This window comes from Saccharothrix deserti (assembly GCF_009769385.1).
Classification (GTDB): domain Bacteria; phylum Actinomycetota; class Actinomycetes; order Mycobacteriales; family Pseudonocardiaceae; genus Actinosynnema; species Actinosynnema deserti.
The window spans coordinates 1-10,315 of record NZ_VKAB01000096.1 but is presented as its reverse complement, the minus strand read 5'-3'; the positions used below and the strand labels follow the sequence as shown (position 1 = coordinate 10,315).

General features: G+C 69.2%; 8 protein-coding genes and 3 pseudogenes. 7 read left to right on the top strand and 4 right to left on the bottom strand.

Translation table 11 applies throughout. The annotated features are described in order from the left end of the window. The first annotated feature begins 493 nt into the window (after positions 1-493). Complete coding sequence (locus tag FM051_RS48810; protein ID WP_202919501.1) at positions 494-1,354, top strand: hypothetical protein; 861 nt, start codon at positions 494-496, stop codon at positions 1,352-1,354. 645 nt (positions 1,355-1,999) lie between these two features. Further along, entirely contained in the window at positions 2,000-2,806 is an 807-nt protein-coding gene (locus tag FM051_RS48805) for an SGNH/GDSL hydrolase family protein (protein WP_238413242.1), read from the top strand. A gap of 229 nt (positions 2,807-3,035) precedes the next feature. Here FM051_RS48805 and FM051_RS48800 read toward each other — a convergent pair whose 3' ends face one another. After that, entirely contained in the window at positions 3,036-3,611 is a 576-nt protein-coding gene (locus tag FM051_RS48800) for a PadR family transcriptional regulator (protein ID WP_158854666.1), read from the bottom strand. Between the two features lie 129 nt (positions 3,612-3,740). Here FM051_RS48800 and FM051_RS48795 point away from each other — a divergent pair, with 129 nt between their 5' ends. The 3 genes and pseudogenes from FM051_RS48795 to FM051_RS48785 all read left to right on the top strand — a co-directional run bounded on the left by FM051_RS48795 (position 3,741) and on the right by FM051_RS48785 (position 6,776). Next, positions 3,741-4,133, top strand: coding sequence for a nuclear transport factor 2 family protein (locus FM051_RS48795; protein ID WP_158854664.1), 393 nt, complete (start codon positions 3,741-3,743; stop codon positions 4,131-4,133). Beyond that, positions 4,130-5,488, top strand: a pseudogene (locus FM051_RS54380) (phytoene desaturase family protein); the annotation flags it as partial. The gene FM051_RS48795 and the pseudogene FM051_RS54380, both read left to right, overlap by 4 nt. Positions 5,489-5,636: 148 nt before the next feature. Further along, on the top strand, positions 5,637-6,776 hold the full coding sequence (locus FM051_RS48785; protein WP_158854662.1) for a 2Fe-2S iron-sulfur cluster-binding protein: 1,140 nt from the start codon (positions 5,637-5,639) through the stop codon (positions 6,774-6,776). A 34-nt stretch (positions 6,777-6,810) separates the two neighbouring features. On the opposite strand, the pseudogene FM051_RS52875 reads toward FM051_RS48785, so the two are convergent. Further along, positions 6,811-6,930 (bottom strand): annotated as a pseudogene (locus FM051_RS52875) (IS5/IS1182 family transposase); the annotation flags it as partial. A 101-nt stretch (positions 6,931-7,031) separates the two neighbouring features. Here FM051_RS52875 and FM051_RS48780 point away from each other — a divergent pair. Both FM051_RS48780 and FM051_RS52870 read left to right on the top strand, forming a co-directional pair. Next, positions 7,032-7,385 (top strand): nuclear transport factor 2 family protein, encoded by a 354-nt coding sequence (locus tag FM051_RS48780; protein ID WP_158854660.1) that lies wholly within the window; start codon positions 7,032-7,034, stop codon positions 7,383-7,385. Positions 7,386-7,698: 313 nt separating this feature from the next. Continuing rightward, a complete protein-coding gene (locus tag FM051_RS52870; protein WP_158854658.1) occupies positions 7,699-8,763 on the top strand; it encodes an integrase core domain-containing protein in 1,065 nt (354 codons plus the stop codon). Positions 8,764-8,805: 42 nt separating this feature from the next. Here FM051_RS52870 and FM051_RS48770 read toward each other — a convergent pair. Both FM051_RS48770 and FM051_RS48765 read right to left on the bottom strand, forming a co-directional pair. Then, positions 8,806-9,114 (bottom strand): annotated as a pseudogene (locus tag FM051_RS48770) (transposase); the annotation flags it as partial. A gap of 175 nt (positions 9,115-9,289) precedes the next feature. Continuing rightward, on the bottom strand, positions 9,290-10,054 hold the full coding sequence (locus FM051_RS48765; RefSeq protein ID WP_158854656.1) for a class I SAM-dependent methyltransferase: 765 nt from the start codon (positions 10,052-10,054) through the stop codon (positions 9,290-9,292). Positions 10,055-10,315: the final 261 nt, after the last annotated feature.

Genomic DNA, 10,315 nt, shown 5'->3' with positions numbered 1-10,315 from the left:
CCGCGACCAGCAGCCACGGCAACGACGGCGGACCACCATCGCGGCCGTGCCCGACCCGGGTGGACACCCGGATGCCGGACACGACCGGTTCCGGGCGGGCGGCGAGCTGCGGCCGGAGCGCGCGGACGACCAGCCCGGCCACGTCGACCGGCACCGGCACCGGCGCCCAGCAACCTGGAAAGCGCATTCCAGCATGCAGGCGGCGGATCATCGAGGCTCGATCAGCACCCGCTGGTGCGCTATCGGGTGCCCGGCACAGCGGCAAGTACGTCGACGTCAGCGAGATCTTCACGCACCGCCGGGTCAATCCCCAGACCCACCATGTCCTGTCATGCGACGAGCGAGCTGATACGGGCGCTCGCAGAGGACTCAGATCAAGGCGCGGGCGGCCACGGTGTGTCGTCCGCAGCGCCGCCTTGTCCTCGGGTTGCCTCGCGGTGAGACTTGGGCCGTGCCGAGTGCTGCCGAGTTTGCCCGCGGGAAGGTCTGCGCGGTGCGCGATGACCCGCAGGGTCGTCTGGCGCTGCTTCGTCGTCTGTACGAAGGGCCCGACAGGGACGGCACCACCCACCTGCCGTATCGGCGCGCGGCGACGGCGTTCATGAACTGGCAACTGCGCCGCGGGCTGTTGGCGGCCGACGACGCCCCGGTGCCTGGCAGTCGGTGGTGGCGGGCTGTCAACGAGCGGCTGCTTCGCGATGGCTGGGAGGCCCTTGGCCTTGCCATCGGGATGGACGCCACTGGTTCGGCGCCGAGCGCCGTGCCCTCGTTGGATTTCATTCGCCGTCCGACCTCACGGAACTGGTATCGGGCACACAACAGCAGCGTCGTGGCCGGGTACCTGGACAACGTCGAGCTCGCCCAGGCCGAGAGCCGGACCGAGCGGTTCTTCTTCAACCTGGTGCTGATTCGCGTCCTGTACGCACACGCACTGGTGGCCGCGCCGCGTCTCGCGCTGCGCTGGCTGTCACCACTCGCGCCCGCTCTGGGCGACCCGCGGCTGGGCATGACCGGGATCTTCCTGTCGATCTCGCGGATCCTGCCCGCGACCTACCCGCTCGGTAACGACGTCGAGCGGTACGTGTCCCGCGAGCACGGCTTCGGCCGCCTGGTCGACATCGGGATCATCCAGCCCCGGCTGCGGCACCTGTTCGACTGGTCGGCGTGCGAGCTGGGCGAGCCTCGTCTCGCCCAACTGCTCGACGGCGACGTGCCCTGCTACGCGTGGCCCGCCGAGGACCGGCAACCGTGGCTGCCACGCCCCACGATCACCGCGCGCCTCGCCCTCCGTGCCTTGCCGCCGGACTCGCTCCGGCCACCCCGCGAGGATCGCCTGCACCGCGCCGGCGACTAACGCGTCGGTCTACCGGCGCCGGGGCGCTCGGGCGCACCTGATCGCCGAAGCCGTCTCCAACCACCTCGACACCGAACTGCCCCTGCCGGACACCGGCTCCGCCCGCGAGGGCCTGACCACCTTCTTCACCGCGCCGGCCACGCTCCTCACCACACCGACGGGCCCTTGGGTGACGCTCCTCGACTTCGCCCCGCCCGACGAGCAGGCCCGGTTCGACCAGCTCCCGCGAACAGTTCTGGACCGCTCGCCTCCACCGGGCCGGCGTCCTCGTCCAACGCGGCGTCGACCGCGGTCACCCGCACCGCACAGTCGGCCGAGGACCACGCCGCACCCAGGCGGGGTGTGATGCCCGCACGCCCTGGTCGTCCCGCGCGACACCGCCTTCGAGCGGCGAGAGCCACTCCCCCACACGCCAGGGGACGACTCCGTGTCGGCATGGGCGGCACGCTGGAGCCCAATGGCACGAGGCGATCACGCGTCCTCGTTGAACGATCCTCGGATCAGGCGCCTCGACGCAACCGATCGATTTTGCAGCGCACTGGACCCGAGGCTATCGTGCCAGTCAACTACACACATAGGTGCTTAGTTGTCTATCAGCGGTAGATCGTCGCTGCACCGGCGGCGATGACGAGAGGCGGTCGGCACGTGTCGGACAGTGTGTATCGGCGCTACGTCGCCCTGGGCGACAGTCAGACCGAAGGGGTCGGGGACGGCGACGACGTCCGCGGCCTTCGCGGGTGGGCGGACAGGCTCGCCGAGCAGGTCGCCCGCCACAGTCCCGGCCTGCTCTACGCCAACCTCGCGGTGCGCGGTCGTCGGGCCGGCCAGGTGCGCGCCGAACAACTCGCCCCGGCTCTCGCGATGCGGCCCGACCTCGCCACCGTGGTGGCCGGGGTCAACGATGTGCTGCGCCCGAGCTTCGACCTCGACGACGTGGCCGGCCACCTGGAGGCGATGTTCGCCGCTCTCACCGCCCAGGGCGCCACCGTCGCGACGGTCACGTTTCCCGACGTCGGGCGCATCACGCCGTTGGCCCGCCCGATCGGCCACCGTGTCCTCGCGCTCAACGAGCGCATCAGGCAGGCCGCCAGGCGCCACGACGTGGCCGTGGCGGAGACGGCCGTGCACCCGGTGGTGACCGATCCGCGGTTGTGGAGTGCCGACAGGCTGCATGCCGCCCCACTCGGGCACGCACGCATCGCCGCCGCAGTCGCCCATGCGCTCGGCCTGCCCGACAGCGACGACAGCTGGAGCCGGCCCCTGCCGGTCGACGGGGCAGGGGCCTCGGGCCGGTGGGCCGTGGGCGCCGAGCTGCGCTGGGCCGGCGCCTTCCTCGGTCCCTGGGTCGTCCGCCGCGTGCGCGGCCGATCTTCCGGTGACGGCCGCCAGGCCAAGCGGCCCGCTCTGCTTCCGGTGGCCTCACCCGCCGGGGATACCCCCTCGGCCGTGTGAGGCTCCGACTTGCGACGACGCCTGCGGCTCCCCTCTTCTCCGCGCAGAGGGAGGAACTGACCGCTCAGACCAAGGTCGCGCACGCCGAGCTGCTGCGGCCACACTCCTGCTCCTCGACTGCCACCAGGGGCCGCGTAGCGCAGGTAGCGGCTGTCAGCGCCTGGCATGCGCGGTGTGGCCTGCCCACTTTGCCATTAATCGCATCGATGAACTGTGCCTTGGTTTCCAGCTAGCCGTTGGCGTGGAGAGTGGCCGCGCGCTGGTCGAGCCTGCGCAGCGCCATGTCCCCCCACTGGAGGTTCTCGCGTTCGAACGACATCCCGCGCAACAGGGTGAGGTACGGGCCGATGCGCTCGGACTCGGCGAAGTACGCCTCCTCCGACCGCCCGTCCAGGAGGCGCTGCCGGAGCCTCTCGTAGCGGACGAGCTTGGCCGTGGCCCACTCCATGCGCTCGGCGATGGCGGCCCGGACCGCCTCGGTGTCGCCGACGTCCACGCACTGCACCTTGACCAGCAACTCGTCCCGGATCACCGCCGGCTTGCCCGGGGACTCGGCCGTGTATGCGCGTACGGCCTCCCGCCCGGCCTCCGTCAACGAGAACAGTCGCTTGTTGGGTCGGCGCTCCTGCTCGACAACGCGGGCCGTGACCAGTCCTTCGGCCTCCATGCGCTCCAGCTCCCGGTAGAGCTGTTGGGGCGTCGTCATCCAGAAGTTGGCGACCGTCGCGTCGAACCCCTTCGCGAGGTCGTAACCGGACGCCTCGCCCTCCAACAGCGCGGCCATCACCGCGTTCCGCAAAGCCATGGGCACACGCTAGCACCGTTGTGACTAGTCAACGAAGTGACTGATAGTCGATCCACCCTGGACAACGCTCGCCTCCCCTCCTACTCTCCAACCACACTTATTCAACTTGTTGAGTACACGAGGTGGCTCATGCACCCGTTCCGCAAGGCCGTCGAGAGCGGTGACATGGACGCCGTGGCCGCCCTGCTGGCCGACGACGTCGTCTTCACCAGCCCGATCGCCTTCACGCCGTACCCGGGCAAGGCGATCACCGCCGCGATCCTGCGCGGCGTGTCCCGCGTCTTCGAGGACTTCGTCTACATCCGTGAGATCGCGAACCCCGACGGCCGTGACCACGCCTTCGTCTTCACCGCCACCGTCGCCGGGAAGGAGCTCCAGGGCTGCGACTTCCTGCACTTCGACGAGAACGGCAAGATCGACGACTTCACGGTGATGGTGCGCCCGCTCTCCGCCGCCCGGGCGCTGGCCGAGGCCATGGGCGCCCAGTTCGAGCAGATCGCGCGAGAGGCCGCCGAGCAGTGACCGTGACGACCGACTTCGACGCCGTGGTCATCGGCGCGGGCAACGCCGGGCTGACCGCCGCCACCACCTTGCAGCGCGCGGGACTGCGCACCCTCCTGGTGGAACGCCACAACGTCCCCGGCGGCTGCGCCACTTCCTTCCGGCGCGGCCGCTTCGAGTTCGAGACCGCGCTGCACCAGCTGTCCGGAGTCGGGACGGAGGGCCGGCAGGACACGCTGCGCTCGCTGTTCGACGGGCTGGGTGTCGCCGACTCGCTGGAGTTCGTCCAGGAGCACGACCTGTACCGGGCCGTGGTGGCCGGTCGGTACGACGTGACCCTGCCCGCCGACTGGGCCGACGCCGTCGACGCGCTGGAGGACGCCTTCCCCGGCAACCGCGCCCGCGTCGAACGGTTCTTCGCGCTCGTCATCGACGTGGTGGTCTGGTACGTCGCCGCCCTGCGCAAGACGCCGGCCGACGACATCGACCCCGTGCTCTTCCGACATGCGCTGCGCCCGCTGAAGGACGTGCTGGACGAGTACTTCGACGATCCCCGCATCAAGTCGGTCCTCGGCACGTACTGGCCGTACATCGGCCAGCCGCCCTCCCGGCTCGCGTTCCAGGAAATGGCACTGATGCTCTACGGCTACATCGAGTTCAAGCCCTGGCACATCAAGGGCGGCTCGCAGGCCATGTCGAGCGCGCTGCTGGACTCCTTCGTGGCGGCAGGAGGCCAAGTCCGCTTCAACACGGCGGTCGAGGCGATCCTGACCGAGCACGACCGCGTGGTGAGCGTCCGCCTCGACCACGGCCAGGAGGTGTCCGCCCGTGACGTGGTCTCCAACGCCTCGCTCCCCGTCACCTACGCGATGCTCGGCGACGCCGTGCCGACGGCCGTACGCGACGACCTCGCCACCCGGCGCGTCGGCGTGTCGGCCTTCGTCCTGCACATGGGCCTGGACGCCACTCCCGCCGAACTCGGCTTCACCACCAGCACCACCTTCGTCAGCGCGGACCTGGACGACGACCGCACCTTCGCCTCGTGGCGATCACCCGCGCCCGCCCGCGGCATCTGCGCCTCCTCCTACGACATCGCCCCGATCGGCTTCGCCCCCTCGGGCGCGACGTACGTCAGCCTGCTGCCGCTCCAGTACGGCGACGTCTGGGAGAAGATCCCGCCCGCCGAGTACGCGCGCGCCAAGTTCGCCTACGCCGAAACCCTGCTCGACCTGGCGGAGAAGGCCGTCCCCGGCATCCGGGACGCCATCGAGGAGGTCGACGTCGCCACCCCGCTGACCATCGCCCGCTACCTCGGCCACCCCGGCGGAGCCATCTACGGCTACGACCAGGACCGCACCGAGAGCTGGCTGTTCCGCGACAGCGAACGCGAGACGCACGTGGCCGGACTGCACCTGGCGGGCTCCTGGGCCGGCAGCGGCGGCTTCCAGCCCCTCTCGAAGCCGGCCACCGCGTCGCACGGCGCCTGCTGCGTGCCAAGGCCGCCTGACCCGACAGGGAGAAGTCGTGAAACACCCCCTCGCCCCGCTCTTCGACGACCACGACGCCGTCCAGGCCGACATCGACAGCCGCCCCGCCGACACCACCGACCACGCCGCCCGGACCCGCCGCACGGTCGACACCTACCCCCCCAAGCGGCTCACCCTCGTGGTCACCGAGGCCATCACGGAGACCGCCACCACGAAAACCTTCCGGCTGCGCCGCCCCGACGGAGCGGACCTGCCGCCCTTCCTGGCCGGCCAGTACGTGGGCCTGTTCGCCGACGGCACCAACCGCCCCTACGCCATCTCCTCCAGCCCGGCGCGCCTGGACCGCTGGGACCCGACGGTCCGACGGGTCCCCCGTGGCCGGATCAGCAACCACCTGATCGACACCCTGACGCCGGGCGACACCCTCACCACGACCGGCCCCATGGGGACCTTCCACCACAACCCGCTCTTCCACGGCGACGACGTCGTCTTCCTCGCCGGCGGCTCCGGCGTCGTCCCGGCCATGAGCATGATCCGCGACATCGTCGACAACGGACTCGACCGCCGCTTCCACCTCCTCTACGGCTCCCGCACCGACGACGACATCATCTTCCGCGACCAACTGGACGCCCTGGCCGCGGACCACCACCCGAACATCCGGATCGACCACGTCGTCGCCGAGCCCGGCCCCGGCTGGACGGAATCCACCGGATTCCTGACCTCGTCCCTCATCACAACGCTCGCCGGACCACTGGACGCCCGCACGGTCTACGTGTGCGGCCCGCAGGCCCTCTACCCGTACGCCCTCCAGCAACTCCTCGACCTCGGCCACCCCCGACGCCGCATCCGCTTCGAAGCCAACGGCGCGCCCACCGATCCCACCCGTCAGGCGCACTGGCCCGCCGACGCGGTCCCCGACGGCGAGGTCACCGTCACCGCCGCCGGACGCTCGTTCCGCACCCGTAGGGGCCGCCCGCTCCTGGACGCCTTGGAGGACGAGGGCATGCGCCCCGAGGCCGCCTGCCGCTCCGGCGAGTGCAGCTTGTGCCGCGTCCGCGTCCTCAAGGGCACCGTGCACACCGCCGAGGAGGCCAAGCTGCGCATGTCCGACACCCGCTTCGGTTACACCCACTCCTGCGTCGCGTACCCGATCACCGACGTGGAACTCGACGCATAGGACATTGTTTCAGGACGCATAAGACGTTGTTCCAGTTGGCGAGGCATCGGTAGCAGACGAGGGCTGCGAATATGCCGACGAAGGCAAGAAAGTGCTCGACCTTGCGCTCGTAGCGACGGTGCAGTCCGTGGCGGCCGGCCAGCCAATGAACGGTGCCGAAATCGACCGCTCTCGGTGCCGCGGTGAGGTAGACCGCACAATTGCAGAGGCACGTTGGAATAGATTCCGACACCGGCCGGTGATACGGTTTTCGGCATGGACAAGAATGCAGTTGTCGAACTGGTCGATAAGTACATCGGGATGTGGAACGAAACGGACGACCAGGCTCGACGAATTATGGTCGACGACCTCTTCGCCCCGAACGGCACGTACACCGACCCGGCTGTCGTCGCCGACGGCACCACGGCCATCGACGAGTACGTTGGCACTGCGCAGAAGAACTTCACCGGAATGCTCTTCACCCATGGCACGGTGCTGACCCACCACGACGCCGTCCACTTCCCCTGGCAGGTCGGCCCCGCGGATGGCGCGCCTGTGGTGACCGGCTTCGACGTCGCGTGGCTCGAGGGCGGCCGGATCGGCCGACTGTGCGGCTTCTTCAACGACTGACACCCTCGGCCCCAGGCGATGACAGCGCGCTACGGATGAGCAGTACTGGCACCACGGGCACCGGCGACCCGCGATGCGGGAGCACCGCCCCGACCGGCTGGAGAGCGTGAAGAGAGACCCGTCACGAGGTCACTGCGTGAACTCCTCGGAAGCGCCGGTGTCTTCCAGCGTCAGGTGCGCTCCTGCCCGGCGAGAGAAGGCTGTACATCCGCACCGCACCCTGCCCGAGACCCTGCGAGGTGTCAAAACTCTGCACGAGGCTGCCGAGCTGCACTGATCGTGCAGCATCGACCACGGGGCATGATCGTGAGGCATGGTGTCACGACTGCTGTACCTGATCTTCGTCCGGCTTGGCGAGTGGCTGGTCCTGCTCGGCCGGACCTCGGCGGCCAAGGACGTCGAGTTACTGGTGCTGCACGAGATCGCCGTGCTGCGCCGGACCACTCGCCCGCGGCTGGACTGGGCCGATCGCGCGGTGCTCGCCGCCCTGGTGCGCCGACTTCCCCAGATGCTGCGCGGACACCGACTGGTGACACCGGGCACCATCCTGCGATGGCACCGGCGCCCGGTCGCGAGGAAGTGGACCTACCCGAGTCGGACCGGGCGCCCACCGGTCGACGACACCATCGTGACGTTGATCGAACGGATGGCACGGGAGAACACCGGCTGGGGCTACCACAGGATGCAGGGCGAACTGCTCAAGCTCGGCCACCGGGTAGCCGCGTCAACGGTCCGTCGCGTGCTCCAGCGCCTACGGATACCGCCCGCACCGACCCGGAACACCGACATGTCCTGGCGGCGCTTCCTGCGCGCCCAGGCCACGAGCATGGTGGCCTGCGACTTCTTCCACGTCGACTGCGCCGTCACCCTCAAGCGCGTCCACGTGTTCTTCGTGATGGAGGTCGCCACCCGCTATGTCCACGTCCTCGGCACCACCACAACCCCCGACGGAGCATGGACCACCCAACAAGCCCGCAACCTGCCCATGGACCTCGACGACCGAGCCGACAGCTTCCGGTTCCTGATCCGCGACCGGGCCGGCCAGTTCACCACCTCGTTCGACGCGGTCCTCGCCGGCGCAGGCATCCAGGTCGTGAAGACCCCGCCACGCTGCCCGCAGGCGAACTGCTACGCCGAACGGTTCGTCGGCACCATCGGACGCGAGGCCACCGACCGACTGCTCGTCATCAACGAACGCCACCTGCGATCAGTGCTGCAACGGTACGTCTCCCACTACAACCACCGCCGACCCCACCGAGCCCGACAGCTCATACCACCACGACCAGACCGCCCAGTCCCGCAGTCGAACCACACATCGATACGTCGCCGACCAGTCCTCGGCGGACTGATCAACGAGTACGAACCCGCAGCAGCCTGAAGCGCAGGTCAGAGCCTTGTGACTGGCTTTTGACACCTCACACGGCGAGACATCCACGGCCAGCGCGATCCGCCCGTTCGCCGCACGAGGTATGGGCAGCCCGGCCAGGGTGGTGCGCAACCGGTCGAGCTCGATGCGGCCCTGGTTGATCGCGTCGTAGCCGGCACCATGCCCACGTCGATGCTCAGGTGTCAGTGACAGCTCGGCCAGGCTGGTGACGGGTCCGTCAGCGCACAGCACCGCGTCGGCCAGTTCGAACAACGCGTCCGCCCGACCGGTCAGGCACTGGTAGAACCGCTCACGAAACTCGGACAACTCCCCGAGTGCACCAGCACGGCCGGTGTCGTGCATACTGATCAACTGAAGCCCTTGGTTGTGATCTTCCTTCTGTCGCAAGAGGAATGATCAACCAGGGGCTTCGTTCATGATCAACCGGGGTCACCCACCAGTGCTACCAGGTTAAACAACAAGCTAGGGAGTGTCTTCAAAGTCCCATCTGCCCTGCGCTGTGTGGTGCGCACGCTCCCTAGGGCATTCCGGGAGGGCCGGGCTCCGCGGTACCGCGGAGCGCCACGAACACGAACTCCCTGCCCGGCCGGTCGGGTGCGTCGCGTACGTCCTCGACGACGAAGCCGTGTTCGTGCAAGTCCCGCTCGATCTCCGTACGTTCGCGGAAGCGAAGTGTCGATTCCGAGGTCAGTACGTCCCCGTCCGCAGCGAACACGTGCGTACCCCGGAAGCTCACCAGCGGCAGGCTCACGTCCGTCAGCTCGGCCCAGGTCTCGACGTGGCCGACGCCCGGGATGTCCGTCATGCGGTACGTGGTCTCGCGCGTCCACTCCGCCCACTCCTCCCACACGCGCTGCGCTGGATCGCGCGTCTCGAAGACAAGCCGCCCGCCGGGCCGCAGCGCCTCGTACGCGCCGCGCAGAGTCGTACGCCACGCCTGCGGATCGGCGATCGCCTGGGCGACGTTCCCGGTCATCGTCACCAGGTCGATCTGCATGGGCGGCAGGTCCCCCGCGTCGCCGTCGAGCCAGCGCACCCGCTCCGCGCCCGGCTTGCCACGCGCGACGTCGACGGACGCCCGCGCGGGATCGATCCCGGTGACCGTAATCCCGCGCTCGGCGAGCAGCAGCGCGAACACGCCCGTACCGCACCCGATGTCCAGCACGGACCGCGCCCCGAACTCCTCCGCCATCGCGAGATACGCATCGAGATCGCTGCGGTCCGGATCGAGTGGGTCGTAGATGGCGGCGAGGCGCGGATGCCCGAAAGCTGCGTCAACCATGGAGGCGAACGTATGTGGCCCCGAGCCCGCGCGGCCACTGCTTTTCGGGTTACGGCGCCAAGCGGGCGCGGCGAAGTGCGCCGCTGATCCCGGCGCCCCTATCGGGCACGGCCGTACCGCAGCGAACCTCGGCCAGGCCGCTTACCGGTAGTTTGTTAACTTGGTAGACTGATCGGTTGTGGTGTTGTTGTGCCAGCAGGTCGATCGACTGGGCAGGTGAGGTACTGATGGCGCGAGTGGCGTGCCCGGTGGCCGCGGGTC